Source organism: Ferruginibacter sp. HRS2-29 (assembly GCF_024343615.1).
GTDB lineage: Bacteria > Bacteroidota > Bacteroidia > Chitinophagales > Chitinophagaceae > Ferruginibacter.
In genome coordinates this window covers 170,786-190,111 of sequence record NZ_RJUB01000156.1, presented here as the reverse complement: position 1 = coordinate 190,111, position 19,326 = coordinate 170,786, and the positions used below count along the sequence as shown (strand labels likewise).

General features: G+C 45.1%; 19 protein-coding genes. 11 read left to right on the top strand and 8 right to left on the bottom strand.

Annotated elements, in window-relative coordinates:
• Nucleotides 1-47 precede the first annotated feature (47 nt).
• The 4 genes from ligA to EGI32_RS18540 form a co-directional block, all read right to left on the bottom strand.
• Complete coding sequence (gene ligA / locus EGI32_RS18555) at nt 48-2,147, bottom strand: NAD-dependent DNA ligase LigA (protein WP_255157040.1); 2,100 nt, start codon at nt 2,145-2,147, stop codon at nt 48-50.
• Between the two features lie 72 nt (nt 2,148-2,219).
• Entirely contained in the window at nt 2,220-3,251 is a 1,032-nt protein-coding gene (locus EGI32_RS18550; RefSeq protein ID WP_255157038.1) for a hypothetical protein, read from the bottom strand.
• 26 nt (nt 3,252-3,277) lie between these two features.
• Nucleotides 3,278-3,871 (bottom strand): hypothetical protein, encoded by a 594-nt coding sequence (locus EGI32_RS18545; RefSeq protein ID WP_255157036.1) that lies wholly within the window; start codon nt 3,869-3,871, stop codon nt 3,278-3,280.
• Between the two features lie 68 nt (nt 3,872-3,939).
• On the bottom strand, nt 3,940-4,488 hold the full coding sequence (locus tag EGI32_RS18540; protein WP_255157034.1) for a hypothetical protein: 549 nt from the start codon (nt 4,486-4,488) through the stop codon (nt 3,940-3,942).
• 244 nt (nt 4,489-4,732) lie between these two features.
• On the opposite strand from EGI32_RS18540, the gene EGI32_RS18535 reads away from it, so the two are divergent.
• On the top strand, nt 4,733-4,993 hold the full coding sequence (locus EGI32_RS18535; RefSeq protein ID WP_255157032.1) for a helix-turn-helix domain-containing protein: 261 nt from the start codon (nt 4,733-4,735) through the stop codon (nt 4,991-4,993).
• Between the two features lie 52 nt (nt 4,994-5,045).
• On the top strand, nt 5,046-6,698 hold the full coding sequence (locus EGI32_RS18530; protein ID WP_255157030.1) for an amidohydrolase: 1,653 nt from the start codon (nt 5,046-5,048) through the stop codon (nt 6,696-6,698).
• Nucleotides 6,699-6,777: 79 nt separating this feature from the next.
• Here the strand turns inward: EGI32_RS18530 and EGI32_RS18525 are convergent, their stop codons facing one another.
• A complete protein-coding gene (locus tag EGI32_RS18525; RefSeq protein WP_255157028.1) occupies nt 6,778-7,206 on the bottom strand; it encodes a hypothetical protein in 429 nt (142 codons plus the stop codon).
• A 102-nt stretch (nt 7,207-7,308) separates the two neighbouring features.
• Here EGI32_RS18525 and obgE point away from each other — a divergent pair, with 102 nt between their 5' ends.
• The 5 genes from obgE (at nt 7,309) to EGI32_RS18500 (ending at nt 12,433) form a co-directional block, all read left to right on the top strand.
• The gene (gene obgE / locus EGI32_RS18520; RefSeq protein WP_255157026.1) at nt 7,309-8,310 is read left to right on the top strand and encodes a GTPase ObgE; all 1,002 of its coding nucleotides are present in this window, start codon (nt 7,309-7,311) and stop codon (nt 8,308-8,310) included.
• Between the two features lie 24 nt (nt 8,311-8,334).
• Nucleotides 8,335-9,258 (top strand): CPBP family intramembrane glutamic endopeptidase, encoded by a 924-nt coding sequence (locus tag EGI32_RS18515; RefSeq protein ID WP_255157025.1) that lies wholly within the window; start codon nt 8,335-8,337, stop codon nt 9,256-9,258.
• Between the two features lie 65 nt (nt 9,259-9,323).
• On the top strand, nt 9,324-10,136 hold the full coding sequence (locus tag EGI32_RS18510) for a hypothetical protein (RefSeq protein WP_255157023.1): 813 nt from the start codon (nt 9,324-9,326) through the stop codon (nt 10,134-10,136).
• A 165-nt stretch (nt 10,137-10,301) separates the two neighbouring features.
• Nucleotides 10,302-11,351 carry a 3-oxoacyl-ACP synthase III family protein gene (locus EGI32_RS18505; protein ID WP_255157021.1) on the top strand — a complete coding sequence of 350 codons (1,050 nt, stop codon included), beginning with the start codon at nt 10,302-10,304 and terminating at the stop codon, nt 11,349-11,351.
• 182 nt (nt 11,352-11,533) lie between these two features.
• Nucleotides 11,534-12,433, top strand: coding sequence for a diacylglycerol kinase family protein (locus tag EGI32_RS18500; RefSeq protein ID WP_255157019.1), 900 nt, complete (start codon nt 11,534-11,536; stop codon nt 12,431-12,433).
• A gap of 81 nt (nt 12,434-12,514) precedes the next feature.
• Here EGI32_RS18500 and EGI32_RS18495 read toward each other — a convergent pair whose 3' ends face one another.
• Together EGI32_RS18495 and EGI32_RS18490 are read right to left on the bottom strand one after the other, a co-directional pair.
• Nucleotides 12,515-14,731 carry a hypothetical protein gene (locus EGI32_RS18495; RefSeq protein ID WP_255157017.1) on the bottom strand — a complete coding sequence of 739 codons (2,217 nt, stop codon included), beginning with the start codon at nt 14,729-14,731 and terminating at the stop codon, nt 12,515-12,517.
• A gap of 110 nt (nt 14,732-14,841) precedes the next feature.
• Nucleotides 14,842-15,777, bottom strand: a complete 936-nt coding sequence (locus EGI32_RS18490) for a heme A synthase (RefSeq protein WP_255157015.1) — start codon at nt 15,775-15,777, stop codon at nt 14,842-14,844.
• A gap of 64 nt (nt 15,778-15,841) precedes the next feature.
• Here EGI32_RS18490 and EGI32_RS18485 point away from each other — a divergent pair, with 64 nt between their 5' ends.
• Complete coding sequence (locus EGI32_RS18485) at nt 15,842-16,438, top strand: ribonuclease HII (protein ID WP_255157013.1); 597 nt, start codon at nt 15,842-15,844, stop codon at nt 16,436-16,438.
• 297 nt (nt 16,439-16,735) lie between these two features.
• The gene (locus EGI32_RS18480) at nt 16,736-17,038 is read left to right on the top strand and encodes a hypothetical protein (protein WP_255157011.1); all 303 of its coding nucleotides are present in this window, start codon (nt 16,736-16,738) and stop codon (nt 17,036-17,038) included.
• 177 nt (nt 17,039-17,215) lie between these two features.
• On the opposite strand, the gene EGI32_RS18475 is transcribed toward EGI32_RS18480, so the two are convergent.
• On the bottom strand, nt 17,216-17,830 hold the full coding sequence (locus EGI32_RS18475; RefSeq protein WP_255157009.1) for an L-threonylcarbamoyladenylate synthase: 615 nt from the start codon (nt 17,828-17,830) through the stop codon (nt 17,216-17,218).
• Between the two features lie 201 nt (nt 17,831-18,031).
• On the opposite strand from EGI32_RS18475, the gene EGI32_RS18470 reads away from it, so the two are divergent.
• Nucleotides 18,032-18,955 (top strand): PfkB family carbohydrate kinase, encoded by a 924-nt coding sequence (locus EGI32_RS18470; protein WP_255157007.1) that lies wholly within the window; start codon nt 18,032-18,034, stop codon nt 18,953-18,955.
• A gap of 8 nt (nt 18,956-18,963) precedes the next feature.
• On the top strand, nt 18,964-19,233 hold the full coding sequence (locus tag EGI32_RS18465; RefSeq protein ID WP_255157005.1) for a hypothetical protein: 270 nt from the start codon (nt 18,964-18,966) through the stop codon (nt 19,231-19,233).
• Nucleotides 19,234-19,326 lie beyond the last annotated feature (93 nt).

Genomic DNA, 19,326 nt, shown 5'->3' with positions numbered 1-19,326 from the left:
AAAAAAGGCGGTCAGGTAAGATTTCCTATAAATATAATATTTTTTTACTACGTGTTGATCATTTCTAAAAATTCATCTTCAGTAAGGATTTTAATGGCAGGGATCTTCCGGGCTTTCTCCAATTTGCTTCCGGCATCTTCACCAACAATGAGGTAGTTGAGCTTGCTACTCACCCCGCTGAGTATCTTGCCCCCGTTCTGCTCCACTTTTTCTTCGGCATCGCTCCGCTTGAGTTTGTTGAGTGTGCCGGTAAAAAGGAAGGTTTGCCCATTGAGGCTGCCTTCGGCAAAACGTACATTTTTACTCCGTTCCATGCTGATGCCCGCTGCCTGTAGTTTATGGAGCATTTTAGTATTGTCTTCATTCTGAAAGAATTCGAAAATACTCCTCGCCACTTTTACCCCTACATCGTCAATCGCTTTTAATTGCTCATCCGTATATCCTGCCAGGTCAAAAATGCCTGAAACAGCCTGCGCCAATGTCTTACCGGTAGTTTCCCCTACATAGCGTATCCCCAGGGCATAGATCAGGCGGTGCAACGGCTGTGCCTTACTGGCTTCGATAGCCTGCAGGAGATTTTCAATGGATTTCGCCCCAAAGCCTTCCAGCTGCTTCAAGGCATCGGCAGTGAGTGCATAGATAGACGGTATATCTGTGATGAGGCCCAGGTCGTAAAACTTGCGCACATTGGCTTCGCCAAAACTGCGGATATCCATCGCATCTTTGCTTACAAAATGTATGATGCGCTCCACCACCTGCGCTTTGCAGTTGATATTTACGCAACGCCACACCGCTTCACCCTCCGGTTTCACCAACTCATCATTACATACCGGGCAGGTTTTAGGAAATACGATCACTTCTTCTTTACCGGTACGCAATTCGGGCAGCGAACGAACGATCTGCGGTATCACATCTCCGCTGCGCTCGATCAATATCGTATCGCCTTTGCGAAGATCTTTTTCTTTGATATAGTCTTCATTGTGAACTGAAATACTACCTACCGTAACACCCCCCACCTGCACCGGCTGTATTTTCGCCACCGGTGTAACCGCACCGGTACGCCCAACCTGATATTCAACATCCAGCAACTTGCTGGTTGCCTGCCGTGCTTTGAACTTATACGCTATCGCCCAGCGGGGGTGATGAGAGGTCATGCCCAGCCTGTCCTGCAAAGCAAGGTCGTTTACCTTTATTACCATACCGTCTATTTCATAAGGCAGGTCATCGCGCCGGGTTTCAAAAGCCTGGATGAATGCTATCACCGCATCGATTCCTTTCAGGATCTTCATTTCCTTCTGCGGACTGCGGAAACCCAGGTTCCACAACATTTCGAGCATCCCGGAATGGGTAACAGGCTCTTTGGTGGCTTGCGGATCATCTGCCGTATTGGTATGATAACTTACATGATAAAGAAAAGCTTCCAGGTTGCGGCGTGCCACCTCCCGAGTATCTTTTATACGAAGGCTACCCGCGGCAGCATTACGCGGATTGGCCAGCGGCGGCAACCCTTCTTCTGCCAATGCATCGTTGTACTTTTGAAAGTTGTGCTTGTTGAGCAACACTTCCCCCCTCAGTTCTACCTGTTGTATACCATAACTGCTGAAGGATGCAGACAATGGAACTGAACGTATTTGTTTTATGTTCGGTGTAATATCGTCTCCCACTTCTCCATCGCCACGGGTAGTGCCGCTGGTGAGCATATCGTCTTCGTACACCAGCGAAATACTGGCGCCATCAAACTTTGGTTCGGCGCAATATTCGATGGTATCGAGGCCACTCAGCTCACGGGCTTTCCGGTCCCAATCGTACAGGTCTTCGGCATCATACGAATTCTCGAGCGATAACATGGGAACCAGGTGCTGCCGCTTGGGAAAATCTTTGATGAGCGCCGCTCCTACCCGCTGTGTAGGCGAGTTGGGGGTGATTAAATCCGGATGCTCATTTTCAAAAAGCTCCAATGCTTTGTAAAGGCTGTCATACTCCGGATCGGTGATCAGGTTATCGTTGAGTACATAATACCTGTATTCGTGAAAACGTAGTATGTTGCGCAGCTCTTCGATGTTTTTTTCAGAAGGCGCTTTATCTTTTTTGGCCAGCCATTCGCTGGAAGCTGCCTGGAGTTTTTTTGTCTGATCGTTGGTGTACATAAAATTTTCCTTGGGCTCAAAGGTAAAATTTTTGAGCGCAGAATAATTATTTACCTGCATATAAGACCAGCATTATTCTATCTGTTCTGTAATGGTTAGCGCTTTCAGCCTTTCTGCCAAAGTAGTAAGACGAAGATTCAACATATCCGCATTCCGGCTTTCTTCATACAGGTTTTGCAATACACTTATCGTAATCTCTATTTGTTTTACATCTATGTTTTTGCCGAGATCTTTATTCTGTTGTAAAATTGTTTTTATCTCATTAAAATTCCCTGAGTAGACCTGCTGATATTCATTGAATAATTTTTGTATCCCATACACTATTTCTTTTGCCGTCTTTATTCCATCCCCTGGATATTTGGTGGCAGATCTTTTATGGATGCTATCTTCCAGGGTTTCCTTGTCCATATATTTCAGCAACAATTCTTCCAGGCCTTTTTGACTTAATGATTCCCTGGAATTTACCTTATATAATACTGTTATCATATCCATCAGATACTCTTTGGTGTCAAACTGAAGCTCAGTCAACCTTGCATTCAGTTTATTGATATCCGCGTCGAAACTTTTATTAGCGGTACTGAGTTTTTCATACTGAATAAAATATTTATTCAGCGTTACTACAAAAGAATCAAGGTCTTGCCGCGATATCCTCTTTTCATGTAGTGCCAGATTTCCAACAAGACTGATCAGCGAACTGAAAATCCCGGTTGTAGCAAACATGCCGGCAATGGGCTGGTTTTTGAATTGGGTATTTATAATGGATGAAACGACTCCTGAAAACTTACCCGTATTCGTGTTTTTTGCTTTATCCAGCAACGGTTTCAGCGCATTTTGTATTTCGGCTTGTAAACTGAACCCTAATTCCGAACTCGCCGGATTATTAAATGCGGTGACTTTGTTGCGATAGCTTTCTTTCTTTATTAAGCTGTTTAGAGAATTGATGGAGTTGATCGCGGCATCAATCAGCCGTGCTGTCGCCAGAAATTGTTTCTGCCCGGGATTAAAATTCAACCCGGTATCTGCATTCACACCCATACAAGCCCCATTTTTATAGCCCAGAAAAATAAAAGAGAGGGTGAAACAAATAATTATTTTCCAACGCATGATGCCCGCTTAAAAAATGATAGATGTTATTTTGATATCTGTTGAATATAAATTGGATCCATGCTGATAATATGCAGATCGCAATACTGCTCGTACTTTTTACATACGTCTGTTATCTCTTTATAAAGACCTTTATAATATGTACCGAAAGCATACATATAGATCAGGATTATCGATAGTTTCTTTTCTCCATTAACAAGCTTTACTTTTTGGTCATCCGCCAATCTTAAAAAATTAAGCCGGGAGAGATTGATCCCTGTATCTTTTGCGAAAGAATCTATCTGCCTGGAAATAATAATATTTTCGATCTCTTTATTGATGCGGCCAATACAGGATTGATTATCCAGCAAAAAATCAGATTTTTTAATCGATACCGAATCATTGATAAAACAGCCGTAATACAGATTAATCGACGAAGAGCTTCCGAAAGGTATATAAGAGGCAGAGTCCGGATATAAAAACAGCGATGGGTCAACCGCGTTTTCTATACTTATTTGCCGGAGATATTCTTCCTTTTTTATATCTCCAAACTGACGGCCTAACTTATACTTTTTCACGGCCATTTTAATGCACCCTGAAAAAATTACAAGTACTGCACACATGGTTATCAGGATTTTCATTTTTGAAATCATAACGGGTAGATTAAAAGGTGAAAAAGGCCGCAGCAATTACTGCGGCCATACTATATTTATTCAAGGTCAATCAGCACTACATACTCATTTTCGATGAGTTTAACCGGGTAAGTTCCTTCACGGTTAGTTTTAAATTTTCCGTCAACAATGCCATTCAGCACGCCTTTATCGAGAGTAAAATCAGACATATCGGAAGCATCCAGACTTGCAGATGTTTTTATACCTGCAGGAATACGCAACTCCAGCTTGCCATTTTTCACTTCCGCAATACAGGTGGCTTTTCCATTTTCAATTTTAGTTCCTACAGGAGTCTTTGAAGCACAAGGGCGGCAACCGCTTTCCTGGCGGCCTTTTATACACAACCCAAACCCTGTTTTACAGTCAGTCCGTGGTCTGTGGAAATTAAATGTTTCAAATATGTATTGCCAATAGGCACAAAATCCGGGCGGGCAACTAGGTACCCCTTCTGAACCTGGTGCATTTTTATTAACCTGGCCAAATCCTGCCTGCGCTCCCGCAATAATCATCACGATCAATATTATTTTTTTCATCTTTAAAATTTGAATGTTTCTTAAAATTGTTACATCATCGGCCAATGATTCCACAAAACTCCATCATAAAAAACCGGCTGCAAAATTTTGACGCTAAACAAACTTTAGTGTTACTGCATATTATTTTTTTGCCCATACTCATTGTATAAAAATACCGCCGGAAGGATGTCTTATCTACAAAAATGCCGGGGATTTTTCTTTCAAAAAGCTGTTGTTTTTCCCTTGTATTTTTCGACAGGCCGGTTTAATTTCGTTCTGGAAATAAGATCATACAGAAAGGCATTTAAACTAATCAGCTATGAGTAAAAAAAACACAAAACTGGCGAAAGCTCCCGTTTCTGTGGGGGATAATATACGAAAATGGAGAGAGCTCCGAAACATCAAGCAGCAGTTACTCGCAAGCCAGCTGGGCATTACCGCAGGAGCGATGAGTAATATTGAAAATAACAAATCAACTGCTAACAGCGACAGGCTACAGCAGATCGCCAGTTGCCTGCAGATCGATGTAGGTATGTTATTTTCCAACCCGATCGATCTGATCAATGCCAGAAGAAGATAAAGCGTATCGCTTCATCCGCCATTGATTAAATTGCATCCCAAAAACCGTTGCCATGTCATCCATATTTCACCATCGTTCATTATTTCTCGCCGGCAGTTTTTTATTGCTGGCCATCTCTTCCTGCAAGTTCCGCCAGAAGGCCGATACCATCATTCATCACGCCATCATCTATACCGCCAACGCCAACAATGATACGGCCGAGGCCATTGTGATCACCGATGGAAAGATAGTGCTCACAGGCAGCAACGATGAGGTGTTGAAAAACTACGAAGCCGATAACCTGGTAGATGCCGGGGGCAAAGCGATATTGCCGGGCTTCATAGATGCCCACTGCCACTTTACCGGCTTTGCCACCGATATGTGGAAATGCGACCTTACAGGTACCCGGTCTTTCAACGACATTGTAGATAGGATAGCCGCTTACAGCGATACCTCGCAGGTGCAATGGATATATGGCCGCGGATGGGACCAGAACGACTGGGAGGTAAAAGAGTTTCCGGACAGGCAGATACTCGACAGCCTTTTCAGCGACAGGCCGGTGTTTTTGAAAAGGATAGACGGGCATGCGGCGCTGGTGAATCAAAAAGCGCTGGACATGGCAGGCATCACCGCCGAAACCAAGGTAGCCGGCGGCAGCATCGAAATAAAGAACGGCCGGCTTACGGGCATACTGATAGATAACGCGATGGACCTGGTAGATACCAAAATACCACAGATACCCGATAGCCTGGCGCAACAGTTTTTCCTGCAGGCTCAGCAGCTTTGTTTTGCGCAGGGGCTTGCCGGGGTGCACGACTGTGGAGTGGGAGAGCACACGATAGAACTGCTGGATGCGGCGCAGAAAGACGGTTTGCTGAAAATGAAAGTATATGCTTTGCTGTCGGACAGCGCACAATATTACGATCGCTGGATAAAGAAAGGGCCTTACATCACCAGCCGGCTGCACGTGGGTGGCTTTAAATTATATGCCGATGGGGCATTGGGAAGCCGTGGGGCCTGCCTGCTGCAGGATTATACAGATAAGCCCGGTTTGAAGGGATTCCTGCTGAGCGATACCGGCCACTTTGCCGATGTAGCGCACAAATTGTTCAACTCAAGGCTTCAGCTGTGCACCCATGCCATTGGCGATAGCGGCAACCGCGCTATCCTGAAATTGTACAGCCAAATATTACCCGCCAATAACGACCGCCGCTGGCGGATAGAACATGCACAGGTGGTGGATATAGCCGATATGCATTATTTTAAAGACCATCGTATCATCCCGTCTGTACAGCCCACCCACACCACCAGCGACATGTACTGGGCCGGGCAAAGGCTTGGGCCCGTGCGGATAAAAGAAGCGTATGCCTATAAACAATTGCTGGAAACCAATAGATGGATGCCACTCGGCACCGATTTTCCGGTGGAAGATATCAGCCCGTTCAAAACTTTTTATGCTGCCGTGGTAAGGCAGGATGCCAAAGGATTTCCGGAAGGGGGGTTCCAGATGGAGAATGCGCTGAGCAGGCAGGAGGCACTCAAAGGGATGACCATTTGGGCGGCAAAAGCAGCTTTTGAAGAAAAAGAAAAAGGCAGCCTGGTAGCAGGAAAGTGGGCCGACCTGGTCATGCTCGACAAGGACATCATGAAATGCAAGCCGGAAGATATTTTGAAAACGAATGTGCTTCGCACTTTCATTAATGGAGAGCAGGTTTATAAGAAATAAGAGCGCTGGTGAAAAATGCGCCAACCAATGCTTGTTGGGTTTCAGTAGATCTGTTATCGTGAAAAGCGGTTGACTAAAGCTATTTGCGTTTATCTTGCCAGACCAGTTTTTCGTTGCTTCTTTCCTTTGTAAAATCGGGAAAATTGCCATCGCCCCTGCCCCAAAATCCGCCATCCGGGTGGCCAAGTAACGTGCAGCCGGCATCGTAGAGGTCGCTGAATTGATCGCAACATTCAGGTTGTACATAGTATACAGTGCGGTTTTGGTACGTATAGCTCCATATTTTCCGCGGCGGATTGCCAACGGGAACTGCTGTAAAACCGGCTATCATTTTGCTGATGCAGGCCGGGATGCTATCGTTGCCCATTTTTTCGTCGGGTGCAGGCAAAATAGCCGTATCTCTGGCTATCAGAGTAGTATCGGCATTTTTTATGGGAGATTCCGCAGTTTTTTGGGTGGCGCAACTTACCAGAATGATAACCGTGGCTATGAACGTAACTATTTTCATCGGTTGAGTTTAAGTGCAAAAATACAGCAGTGCGAAAACCCTGCCATTTTAAATTAGCGATGCGAGACCGGCTTATGGATAAAAAAACAGAACTTTGCGCCAATGGAAAGATCAAATTTTGTAGACCAGATCAAGATTTTTTGCCGTACAGGCCATGGTGGCGCCGGCAGCAAACATTTTTTACGCAATAAACTTACTGCACATGGCGGTCCCGATGGGGGCGATGGTGGCCGTGGCGCACATATCATATTAAAAGGCAACGCCCAGCTCTGGACCTTGCTTCACCTCCGTTATTACAAAAACGTATTGGCCGAAGATGGTGGCAATGGCGCAGGGAACCATTCCAGCGGAAAGAACGGAAAAGATATTGTCATTGAAGTTCCGTTGGGCACCATTGCCCGCGATGAAGAAACAGGAGAGAAAGAAGCCGAGATCCTGCACGACGGCGAGGAGATCATCTGGCTCAAAGGTGGCCGTGGCGGACTTGGAAACAGTAACTTCAAATCGGCTACCAACCAGGCTCCCGAATATGCCCAGCCTGGGGAAGAAGGGGTAGAAGGCATCAAGGTACTCGAACTCAAAGTATTGGCCGATGTAGGACTGGTTGGTTTTCCCAACGCAGGAAAATCCACTTTGCTGAGCAGCATTACCGCAGCCAAACCAAAGATCGCCGATTACGCATTTACAACACTGGTTCCCCAGCTTGGCATGGTGGACTACAGGGATGGCAAAAGTTTTTGCATCGCCGATCTGCCGGGCATCATCGAAGGCGCCGCCGAAGGAAAAGGCCTCGGGCATCGTTTCCTGCGACATATAGAACGCAACTCCATCTTGTTATTCCTCATCCCGGCTGACAGTAAAGATCATGCTGCCGAGTTTGAGATTCTCAAAAGCGAACTGGAACAATACAATCCCGATATGCTTCAAAAAGATTTCGTGATCGCTATCAGCAAATCGGATATGTTGGATGACGAGCTGAAAGAAGCGATCGAGCAGGAACTGCCGAAACATATTCCTCATATTTTCATTTCATCCGTAACCGGAAGCGGCCTGCCCCAGCTTAAAGATATTTTGTGGAACACACTCAATACGGCCATCGCGTAACCATCACCCTATGATATATTTAAAATGAAGGAAGATTTTTCTGTCGTCTTTAAATATATCCGTTCGTTTGCCAAAGGCCTGAAATGGCTTTACCTGCTGACGATACTGGCCATGATGGCCGGATTGATATGGTTGAATTATTATGGCCGACTGCCAAAGTTCTACGGTTCAGGCAATCAATGGCAAAATGATTTCATCTCCTCTTACCTGTTGTATTCGCTCCCCTTTGCGGCAGCTTATTTTTTACAGGGATTGTTTTATAACGGTAACGGCTACCTGAAAAACAAATGGCTGCTCCTGATGCTGCTATTTGCCCCGGCTATTTTTGCCTTGCGGGTTAATTTTACATTACATATTCCCCTGGTTAAAAAAATTTTTCAAGGTGATGAATTGTTGTTCTGGCTTAAGTGCACCAACTGGCTGATACGTGCGGTTTTCGTCATACTCATAGTCTGCTTTATTGCGTTGCGAAATAAAATGGCGAATGTTTACAGCATAAAAGGGCTTACTAACAGTAAGGCATACCTGCTTTTAATAGCCCTCATGCTTCCGTTGATTGTAATAGCCGGCACACAACCTTCTTTTTTACATACTTATCCCCGGGCCCAGGTGATAGCCCCGCTGGATATTCCTTTCAAACCTTTGCGCTACCTGCTTTTCGAGCTGAGCTACGCATTTGATTTCATCAGCATCGAATTCTTTTTCAGGGGATTCCTGATCGTCACTTTCATCCGCATCTGCGGAATGCGCTGCATCATTCCGGCGGCCTGTTTTTATTGTTGCATTCATTTTGGCAAGCCCATGGGCGAAGCGATCAGCAGTTTCTGGGGCGGCATGCTGCTGGGCATCATCAGTTATCACACCAAAAATGTATGGGGCGGAATATTGGTGCACATCGGCGTCGCGATGCTGATGGAACTGACAGGCTCTTTGGCGCACGTTTTATAAAATACCCAATGGCAGGTATTTGAATTATGGGGTCTGGGTTATACTTTTAACAAAACTAAAAAGTCATGAAGAAATTATTTGTAGTATGCCTGCTGGCGGCGGCTTCGCTGTCGTCATCGGCCCAGAAAGCCTCCCTCCAGGAAACGATGATCCTCCAAATGCCTACCGATCCAGGGGCGAGGGCATCTTCCATTGCCTGGCACCCGATCCTGAAAAGATATTATGCGCCTAAATCGGGCAACGCTTCTTATTCCATGGGCATTTTTGACCCGAAAGGAAACCTTGTTTCTCCACCGAACCTGAAAACGGACTTCGATATCAGGGGTTTTTGGTACAATCCAAAACTCAAAACTTTTTCTGCCAACGGATACAACGATTATGGCTGGGCCACTTACACACTCGACAAATATGGCATCCCTACCGGTCTTACACACGATGTGGAATACATGAATCAGCCGGATGTGCATAGCGTTGGCTCTTTCGATGCAAAAAATAACTACGTTTATTTTCTCAAAGGCCAGTGGGTGATCGCTTACAATGCCAGCAAATTTGATGAGGCTAAAAAAATAAGGCTGTATGTAAATGCTAAAAATGAAAGTGAAGCGGATGTCTGGGGCGCATTATACGACTCGGACACAACACCTGAAGACGTAAATTATACGACCGTTATCTATACAGGCATTCCAAAAGCTGAATTTGCCTTGCTGAATGTCACAGAAAAAACGATCGATTTTTACGATTCCAAAACAGGCTATATGACCAAAAGTTCGAAGCTGCCGGAAGATGCACCTGCAGAAAATATGCTTTGCTTCAGCTATGCCAACGATATCTTCTGGTTGTTTGACATCACCAATAAGATCTGGCATGGATATAAATAATGGATAATGGATAACTAATGAATGGATAATGCTTTCGGCTTAAAGTGAGTCTCAGTGACAGTTACATCTTTAAGCCGAAAGCATTATCCATTATCCATTATAACATTATCCATTACACTATATCCGTTGTTTATTGTTTATTTTGTGGATATAAATCGATTGGATATGCCACAAACAAGAATTGCCGGGATCGGCTATTACGTCCCTTCCAATGTTGTTACCAACAACGACCTCCTGAAATACATGGATACTTCCGACGAGTGGATACAGGAACGAACAGGCATCAAAGAGCGCCGATATGCACATCGCACCGATGAAACCACTACTACCATGGGTGTGGAAGCCGCGAAGATCGCGATTGAGCGGGCGGGCATCACAAAAGACGATGTAGATTTTATCATTTTTGCTACCATCAGCCCTGATTATTATTTTCCGGGATGTGGCGTGCTGCTGCAGCGTGCAATGAAGATAAAGGAGATAGGTGCGCTGGATGTACGCAACCAATGCAGCGGTTTCGTGTATGCCTTATCGATAGCCGATCAGTTTATCAAGACCGGCATGTATAAAAACATTTTACTGGTGGCCAGCGAAAAACATTCTTTCGGGCTCGACTTCAGTACCCGCGGCAGAAATGTATCCGTGATCTTTGGAGATGGCGCCGGCGCTGTGGTATTGCAGCCAACCGAAAAAGAAAACCAGGGAATACTCAGCACACACCTGCACAGCGATGGAGAAAGCGCCGAAATACTGGCGATGTTCAACCCGGGTACGCACGGCAATCATTGGGTGCCGGAGCCTGTGGCCGATTTTGCGGATGCGCCTATCGGCGAAATGTTTATGAGCCACGAGATGATCGATAAAGCACAGAACTTTCCCAACATGGATGGGCCCGCGGTATTCAAAAAAGCGATCGTCAAATTCCCGGAAGTGATCGTCGAAGCTTTGGAAAAAAATAACCTCAAGGCGTCTGATCTCCACCTGTTGATCCCGCATCAGGCCAATCTGCGCATTGCGCAATATGTACAACAAAAGCTGCAACTGACCGATAGCCAGGTTTACAACAATATCGAACGTTATGGCAACACCACGGCCGCATCCATACCGATAGCATTGTGCGAAGCATGGGAGCAGGGAAAAGTGAAAGAAGGAGATCTGGTTTGCCTGGCCGCTTTCGGAAGCGGGTTTACCTGGGGAAGCGCTTTACTGCGATGGTAGGGAAGTGAATGGTGAATGGTCAATGGTGAAACCTTCGAAGGTTTGCTATTTTCAGAGCATTTTTTATCTCAGTAGTTTTAAGATGCGGATATCATGACGTTTTACTTAATAAAATAGTACAAAGCTTTCACCATTGACCATTCACTATTCACTAAATTGCATGCTCAGTAAAGCGCCCTTACATGCAGAGGAAATTTGTCTATTTCATCAACCCCATCTCCGGTACAAAAAATAAGGACGAATTGTTGGCGCTCATCAAAAGGCGGACCGACAAAAAAAACATCCCGTTTGAAATACTACACACAAACGCCGAAGGCAGATACGATTATCTTCTGGAAAAGATCGCTACAGAAAAAATAACCGATGTAATTGTTTGTGGCGGCGATGGAACTGTGAACCAGATTGCGGCAACCCTGCAAGGCACTGCAGTAAACATCGGCATCGTCCCTATGGGCTCAGGTAACGGACTCGCTCTTGCAGCGGGCATAAAACGTAGTCCCGATAAAGCATTGGATATTATTTTCAAAGGCAATGCTGCCCCTATCGACAGCTTTTATATCAATGGAAATTTCAGCTGCATGCTTTGCGGCCTGGGCTTTGATGCGCAAGTGGCCCATGATTTTGCGAAGCAGAAAAAACGCGGCCTCATCACTTATATCAAACAAACGATCAAAAACTTCATCCATGCAAAAACCTATAATTTCATTTTGCAGATCAATGATATGACGGTAACCACAGAGGCTTTTTTCATCAGTATAGCCAATAGCAACCAGTTTGGAAACAATGTCACAATCGCCCCAAAAGCCAGCATCAGCGATGGTTTGCTGGATATTGTTGTAGTGAGCAAGATGAGTAAGATGAAACTTTTATACGCCATCGCCAAACAGGTAACAGCCGGACAGGTAGATGGTGCACATCAAAAAAAATACAGCGCCAAAGATATTTATTACTACCAGGCCAGGGCCGTAACTATTCAAAACCCTGAGCAGGCTCCGCTGCACATAGATGGCGACCCGGCCAATACTGCAGAAAGTTTCGAAATAAAGATTATTGAAAAAGCATTCAACCTACTACAGCCGTAAAATGGTTAATTAAAAATTAAGGAATCGAACCTTCGAAATATCTTCAAGGGTCAAGTCCTGTTAATTTTTAATCTTTAATTTTTAATTCCCTATCAACGCCTCGATCTTCTTCAGAGCCCCGGAGTTCATCGCATTATTAAAGGATTGTTTCACATCCCGCTTTTCCTGGTTGGTAAGATGAAAATTCAATGCTGCGGTTTTTTCCTCTTTCTCCGCCAGGTACATGATGGTTATTTTTTGCAACATCGAATCGGCGGGAGTTTTATAATAACTAAACTGATCCGTTTGAAAATAATCCTGCAGTTTGAACCAGTTATGCTGCAGCATCGTAGCCGGGGTAACGATCATATCCGTTACTGATTTCGTTTCAAAAGGCTGGATCCAATTATCCGTTGCCCGGTCGCGTATCTGTAATATCAACACGCCACGTGTGTTCTGTTGTATCCAATCCCTGAAATTATCCAGGAAACGCAACGTGGTTTCCTGCCCGTAATTATCCCGCAAGCCCGCATCCATCACATCAATTACCGGGTTGCTGGGAAGCCATACGTTTGGCAACACATAAGGGAAAGTAGCATTCATGCGCAGAGCGGTGAGCATACGCAGGTGCATCGGATCCTGGTATTTGAACAACGCCGCAAAGTCAACCGCATCGGGGCTTACAGTGGTATCGTCCTGAAACTCCTGCGCCTTCATCATAAAACTGAGTGGCTGGGTGCTTACCATCATCTTTCGCCCGTCACTTTTTATCACCGAATTAAAAATGATTAGCGGCACATTTGCCGCAGACTCGTCAGCAACGAGGTCTTTCATCTGTACATCCAGCACACCTTCGGTGTTGGCGGCCAGTTTTTTTTCAAATGCATATCCACGGTCTTTCACATAACGGTAATCCCCCACCGAAAATTTTTGTGTGGGCGTGAGAAGGTCACGCGCCATCAATGAAGTAAAAACCGGGTTGAGCAGATCGCCGGCGATATGATCCGTATACTTCGTATCGTGGAGGTTAAATGTTTTTCCATGAAGATTATTGCGGTACAACTCACGGTAATAGGTAGCCGCTAACATGCCGCCGCTGGCCCCGCTGATGAGGAACGTCTGTTTCATCAGTTTTCCTTTTGTAATGCTGTCGATCTTTTGAAAAGTATTCATCACAAAAGCTGCACTCCGCAAGCCACCGCCGCTGACATTCACAAAGATCATAAGCGGTTTTTCTTCCTGTTGTTTCGCTTTCCAGTTGTTGAGAATATTGATCATATTGGCTTTGTCGGCCGCCAGCTTTTCTGGCATACAAAGTTGCTGCAAAGAATGTTTGTCATATATCGCCCGCTTTTCTTTGTTGATATAATTCAAGCCATAAGCTTTGTTCCGCGGATCGATGATCTCCTTTTTATACAGGTAATTGATAAATATAATGAAGATGATGGCCACCGGCAGGCTCCAGCTTTCGAGGAAATAGGATAATGCACCGATCAATGCGATCATCAGTCCGAAGAATACCAGGATGCTGGCTGCAGCGGGCATTTCAAACAACCTGTGGTCAAGAAAAAAGCCAACGGTGAAAAGAAAAATGAATGCCAGCAATATGCTGGCTATCGCCGCGAGGTGATGCCTTTTAAAAAGCGCATCGATGAATGCCTGGCGGTAATGCCCCACGCTCCTCACTTTATTGATGCCCAGTGTTGCGTTGAGATAATATTTTACTTTCAGCCCGAATTCATCGCGGATGCCCCGTGAACCGTATGTTTTCTTAAATAATTCCGGATTGGAAATGATAGGCGCCATTGTACGTTCGATGGTTTTTCCTGCACCAAAAAAATATCCAAAGGAAACCATCACCAGGGTGACAAAACCAATGATCACACCTAATATCATGATGAACACATCTTTTGTTTCCATCAGTTCTTTTTCAGTATTGAACATATAAAGCCGCACAAAATAATAGAACAGGAAGATCAGCGGCAGTATGGCATTGTTGATACAATATTTTAAGAACGGGTTGGAGGTAGCAGCGAGGAATTTAAATCGTTTGCTATGCAAAATAAATGTGGTGATATTCCAGCTCATCATATAAACACCGAGCGCAACCCCTACAATGAGCGCCCCGACTATATTAACCTTACCAAGATATTCGGGTGAAAAGAAAAGCGCATCAGCGCCGAATGTTTTCATGAAGCCGCTCGAAATGGTACTGAATAATACATACCAGAAGATGAGTAATACCTGGAATTTTCTGAAATGCAGGATAAAGAGCTGCACAGGTAATGAATAATAGATGTTTTTTATAAGCAGCTTCATATAAAATCGTTGCTTAAAAATACGATTAATCCCGCAGCAATTTATGTGGTATTGATGTTTGGAATTTAAACCCGTCAAAATTTTGTCAGGCTGGCAACTATTTTTCCACACTAGGCGATTTCTGCGGCTGCCTCCTTTGTTCTGAGTTGCAATAGGATATTGAGCACCTGCGTAATGCCAAGCGTTGCCAGCAACAGGTGCAATGGCTGCGCCACTGCCGGCATATCCAGATAAAATAATATGATGCCGGTAGCCATGCTCAGCAGGATAATTCCTGTAAGCAGAAAGACCTTGTTTTTTATGGCAGAAAAACTACGGCAATACCAGGTATATGCGAGCGTAGCCAGCAATACAGCCCATGAAAAACTGCGGTGGATAAGGAACGCGACAGGTGTAGATGCCAGCCAGGTTTCACGCTGCTGGTAATCGAGGTGTTTGGAAATATCGTCTATGTATATGCGCACCATCGTTCCCAATACGCTCTGGAATACGAGGAGCACCAGTAACCCTATCAGCAACTTTTTTATTTTAGCTGGTACCGCCAGTGTTTTTACTTTATGCTTCACGCTCAATACCAGCGCCAGCTGCAGCTGCGTGAGGATCAGTGCGAATAACAAATGCACCGAGATGCTGAAATGAGCCAGGTTGAATTTTACCACCAGCGCACCAAACAGCCCGGTAAGGATAACTGTTACCAAAAAAGCGATCGCCAGCCGGTAAGCCGGTTTCATCACCGTTTTTTTGCGGAACAGCAAGGCTACCTGGATGATGGCAAACACGCCGAGCAATGCCCCGAACAGGCGGTTGAAATACTCGATCCAGGTGTGGTATACATTAAAAGTATGATCAATATCCTGCTTGCTGAGGTAGCGTTCAAAATCGGCGGGCAGCTCCGAGGCATTGGTTGGCGGAATCCATTTGCCAAAACACCTTGGCCAGTCCGGGCAGCCCATTCCGCTTTGAGTTGTTCTTACGATGCCCCCGGCAATGATCACAAGAAAAGTCAATATGAAAGTAGCCAGCACCCAGTTTTTGATTGCACGCATGTTGATAAAATTGCTGCAAAGTTAGTAAAGCCATGATTGTTTTTAACAGATATTTGCAGCCGGTATGTTGGAACCCTATTTATATAAAACAAAAGTAGAAGCCGGGCTGGATGAAGCCGGGCGTGGTTGTTATGCCGGGCCGGTTTTTGCGGCAGCGGTCATTCTCCCCAAAAAATTCCATCACCCGTTGCTGAATGACAGCAAACAACTTTCTGAAAAAGAACGCGACCTCCTCCGTCCTGTTATCGAAAAGGAAAGCATCCATTTTGCGGTAGCCTCGGTAGACAATGATGAGATAGACTCCATCAATATCCTGCAGGCATCTTTTAAAGCGATGCACCTGGCGCTCGACAAACTGATGGCCGTTCCGCAATTGCTGCTGGTGGATGGCAACCGGTTCAAGCCTTACAGGGATATTCCTCACCGTTGCCTTATACAAGGAGATGGAAGATATGCGTCCATCGCGGCGGCAAGCGTACTCGCCAAAACTTACCGCGACGAGCACATGTTGCAACTGCACAAAGAATTCAGCCACTACGGCTGGGATACCAATAAAGGATACGGCACGGCTGTACACCGTAAAGCCATTGAAGAAACGGGCATTTGTAAATATCACCGCAGGAGTTTTAATATCCTCAACCCGCAGATAGGTTTATTTTAGGTAGGGAACAGGATCACAGATTTCAAATTGATTAGGCGATTACACAGATTGTTTTGCTTCGCAAAACGAAAAATGCAGTTCATCAAATTTTAAGCTCAGAACAATTCCCCATATTTTACAAGCTGCATTTTGGGGTTTCACGCAGTGAGACAATCTGTGTAATCCCCTAATCAATTTGAAATCTGTGATCCTCTTTCTTCTCTTTTTAAAAATCTTCCTGCCATTAAACTTTTTTAAAAGGCATTGGTCTTAACCCCGCCCAGCACTTTTGCTGATAACTTTTAAATAAAAAACATCATGAAACTAACAAGAATCCTTCTCGCATTTTCATTTTTATTGATGATCGCCGTTTCTGCCAATGCACAGGCTCCGCAGGTTTCGGACAAAGCCAAGATCGCCAACGGCGTAAAAAACGGGGAACTTACCAAAGGGGAAACAAAAAAGCTGGTACGTCAGCAGCGCCGCATACGCCGCACCAAAGTGGCTGCCAAAAGCGATGGAGTAGTTACCGCTGAAGAAAGACAAGACATCCATGCAAAAAAGAAAAAAGCAGACGCTAATATTTACATCAAGAAACATAATAACCGCGACAGGAATTAATCACAGATTTCAGGTGATTACGCGGATTTCGCAGATTGTTTCACTGCGTGAAACTTAAATGCAGTGTATAAATTCTGATAACTCTTACTGAGTTTGAAATTTATACACTGCATTTTATTTTTGCGGAGCAAAACAATCTGTGCAATCTTCCTCATCCCTTTGAAATCTGCGATCATCCTACTCCGTTTCTTCAAATTCACCCAATCCCTGCCTGATCACCGTCCACTGATCGGTGGTACAATCCACCACGGTAGAGGGCACCATCCCGCCGATACCCCCGTCCACCACAAAATCCACTTTGTCGCCAAATCTTTCGTACATCACTTCGGGGTCGGTATATTCCTCTACCATATCGCCGGGGAGCGAAGCGCTCAGCAACGGGTGTTCGAGCAATTCCAATATGTGACGGCAGATCTCGTTGTCCGGCACCCTCAACCCGATGGTAGATTTTTTACTCTGCAAAATTTTCGGCACCTGTTTGCTGGCAGGAAGGATGAACGTGTACGGGCCCGGAAGATGATTTTTGAGCATCCTGTAAAGCGGGGTATCGATGCTTTTGGTATAATCGCTGAGGTTGCTCAGGTCGCGGCAGATAAAGGAAAGTTGCGCTTTTTGAGGGTCTACATTCTTGATCTTAGCCACCCGTTCTATCGCTTTATGCTGAAAAATATCGCAGCCGATGCCATAAATAGTATCTGTCGGGTAAATGATCACTCCCCCGTCGAGCAGGCATTCTGCCAACTGTTTTATCAGCCGCGGCTGTGGATTTTCGGGATGTATCTGTAAAAGCATAGGAAATAAGGAATAAGAAATGAATAATACAAATAAGGAAGCCGGTTCTTTATTTCGGAGCTATATTCCAATAATTGAACCTAAAAGTATAAAAGAACCCCCACTTTCTCATCCCTTATTTCTTATTCCTCATTTCTTTCCTTATTTTACTTTACTTTTGCAGCGTTTTTTACATCATTTTACACCAAACCAAACAACATTATGTCTTTAATCAGTGTTGGTACAATGGCTTTCGACGCTATTGAAACACCTTTCGGCAAAGTAGACAAGATCATTGGTGGCTCGGCGACTTATGTAGCGTATGCGGCCAGCAATTTCATCAAACCTGTACAGCAGATCTCCATCGTGGGCAATGATTTTCCGCAGGAAGAAATGGATCAGCTCACCAGCCGTGGTGTGGAACTGGATGGTGTGGAAATCGTTCCTGACAAAAAATCTTTCTTCTGGAGTGGTAAATATCACATTGATATGAATACCCGCGATACATTGGTGACCGACCTGAACGTACTGGCGGATTTCAACCCGATCGTTCCTGAAAGCTACCAGGGCGCTGAGTTCCTGATGCTGGGCAACCTGATGCCAAGCCTGCAGCTGAGCGTTATTAAACAACTGAGAACAAGGCCCAAGCTCATCGTAATGGACACCATGAATTTCTGGATGGACCTCGCGATGGACGACCTGAAAGCCGTATTGAAAGAAGTAGATGTATTACTGGTAAATGATGGCGAAGCAAGGCAATTGAGCGAGGAAGTTTCACTGGTAAAAGCTGCCCGCAAAATACTGGCCATGGGGCCTAAGTTCCTCATCATCAAAAAAGGGGAGCACGGAGCTTTGTTATTCCACGAAAACCACGTGTTCTTTGCTCCTGCATTGCCACTGGAAGAAGTGTTTGACCCTACCGGTGCAGGCGATACTTTCGCCGGCGGGTTCATCGGCCACCTGGCAAAAACAAAGGATATCAGTTTTGAAAATATGAAAACGGCTATCATCGTAGGAAGCGCCATGGCAAGCTTCTGCGTAGAGAAATTTGGTCCGCAAAGGATGCAGGAAATTACCAAGGCAGATATCGACGAACGCATCGCCGAATTTGTGCAACTGGTGAATTTCGATATTGATTTAGTATAAGCGAAAGCATGATTGATCTGATCTTATTATTTTTTCTTGCCCGGCATATCGGCAGGATCGCTGTTGCAAAAGGATTGAAACGTGGCACGTGGATCATCTTTACTGTAGTAGCCTGGATGCTTGCAGAGTTTTTTGGAATGGCTTTCGCCATCAATATGTTTGGCACCAAAAACCTGATAGCGATCAACCTTTTCGCCGTATTCTGCGGACTGGGCGGTTACTTGCTGGTGCATGCAACCCTCCAGAAAACACCCGCCCGGACGGATGATGAATATTAAGCTCATTTAACAAGATACCCTGACCGAAGCCCTGGCTTCGGTTTTTTTATGCTTTATGGCGTAACTTGTAAGCGGATAAGTATTAGCATTCCT

Coding starts and splice junctions, on each gene's coding strand:
- EGI32_RS18465 (WP_255157005.1), top strand. CDS start 18,964: ATGATTGATCTGATCTTATTATTTTTTCTTGCCCGGCATATCGGCAGG.
- EGI32_RS18515 (WP_255157025.1), top strand. CDS start 8,335: ATGAAGGAAGATTTTTCTGTCGTCTTTAAATATATCCGTTCGTTTGCC.
- EGI32_RS18510 (WP_255157023.1), top strand. CDS start 9,324: ATGAAGAAATTATTTGTAGTATGCCTGCTGGCGGCGGCTTCGCTGTCG.
- EGI32_RS18485 (WP_255157013.1), top strand. CDS start 15,842: ATGTTGGAACCCTATTTATATAAAACAAAAGTAGAAGCCGGGCTGGAT.
- EGI32_RS18545 (WP_255157036.1), bottom strand. CDS start 3,871: ATGAAAATCCTGATAACCATGTGTGCAGTACTTGTAATTTTTTCAGGG.
- EGI32_RS18535 (WP_255157032.1), top strand. CDS start 4,733: ATGAGTAAAAAAAACACAAAACTGGCGAAAGCTCCCGTTTCTGTGGGG.
- EGI32_RS18505 (WP_255157021.1), top strand. CDS start 10,302: ATGCCACAAACAAGAATTGCCGGGATCGGCTATTACGTCCCTTCCAAT.
- EGI32_RS18550 (WP_255157038.1), bottom strand. CDS start 3,251: ATGCGTTGGAAAATAATTATTTGTTTCACCCTCTCTTTTATTTTTCTG.
- obgE (WP_255157026.1), top strand. CDS start 7,309: ATGGAAAGATCAAATTTTGTAGACCAGATCAAGATTTTTTGCCGTACA.
- EGI32_RS18525 (WP_255157028.1), bottom strand. CDS start 7,206: ATGAAAATAGTTACGTTCATAGCCACGGTTATCATTCTGGTAAGTTGC.
- EGI32_RS18480 (WP_255157011.1), top strand. CDS start 16,736: ATGAAACTAACAAGAATCCTTCTCGCATTTTCATTTTTATTGATGATC.
- EGI32_RS18495 (WP_255157017.1), bottom strand. CDS start 14,731: ATGAAGCTGCTTATAAAAAACATCTATTATTCATTACCTGTGCAGCTC.
- EGI32_RS18500 (WP_255157019.1), top strand. CDS start 11,534: ATGCAGAGGAAATTTGTCTATTTCATCAACCCCATCTCCGGTACAAAA.
- EGI32_RS18530 (WP_255157030.1), top strand. CDS start 5,046: ATGTCATCCATATTTCACCATCGTTCATTATTTCTCGCCGGCAGTTTT.
- EGI32_RS18470 (WP_255157007.1), top strand. CDS start 18,032: ATGTCTTTAATCAGTGTTGGTACAATGGCTTTCGACGCTATTGAAACA.
- EGI32_RS18475 (WP_255157009.1), bottom strand. CDS start 17,830: ATGCTTTTACAGATACATCCCGAAAATCCACAGCCGCGGCTGATAAAA.
- EGI32_RS18490 (WP_255157015.1), bottom strand. CDS start 15,777: ATGCGTGCAATCAAAAACTGGGTGCTGGCTACTTTCATATTGACTTTT.
- ligA (WP_255157040.1), bottom strand. CDS start 2,147: ATGTACACCAACGATCAGACAAAAAAACTCCAGGCAGCTTCCAGCGAA.